This window comes from Polaromonas sp. LjRoot131 (assembly GCF_964252805.1).
In the GTDB taxonomy this organism is placed as follows: Bacteria; Pseudomonadota; Gammaproteobacteria; order Burkholderiales; family Burkholderiaceae_C; genus Polaromonas.
This window is the reverse complement of record NZ_CAXUPF020000018.1, coordinates 1-366: the sequence shown is the minus strand read 5'-3', so window position 1 is coordinate 366 and position 366 is coordinate 1. Positions and strand designations below refer to the sequence as shown.

The following is a 366-nucleotide window of genomic DNA, read 5'->3' as shown; positions in this document are numbered from 1 at the left end:
TGTTGAATTCCGTCGAAATCTGATCCAGTTAGCGCAGTAATTTCCATCCAAATCTGACCCACGTAGGCACTACCCTGCTTGTTTTAAAAGCAGGGGAATTCAGGAGTGATAGACGTGGCGACATTGAATGTCATCAGACGTTGGGCATTGAGGGATCAGATGTCCATCCGCGAGATCTCAAGGCGTACAGGCCTGGCTCGCAACACAGTGAAGAAGCACCTGCGATCGGAAGAGAGCGAGCCCAAGTACCCAAGACGGGTCAGCTCAAGCAAGCTCGATCCCTACGCCGAGAAGCTGGCCACCTGGCTGGTAATCGAGGCAACAAAATCGCGGAAACAGCGGCGCACTTTGAGGCAGATCCACACA

The 366-nt window shown here is 53.0% G+C and carries 1 pseudogene; it reads left to right on the top strand.

Annotation, left to right across the window (positions count from 1 at the left end):
• Positions 1-105 precede the first annotated feature (105 nt).
• Positions 106-366: pseudogene (locus ACSQ27_RS24275) on the top strand (IS21 family transposase); the annotation flags it as partial.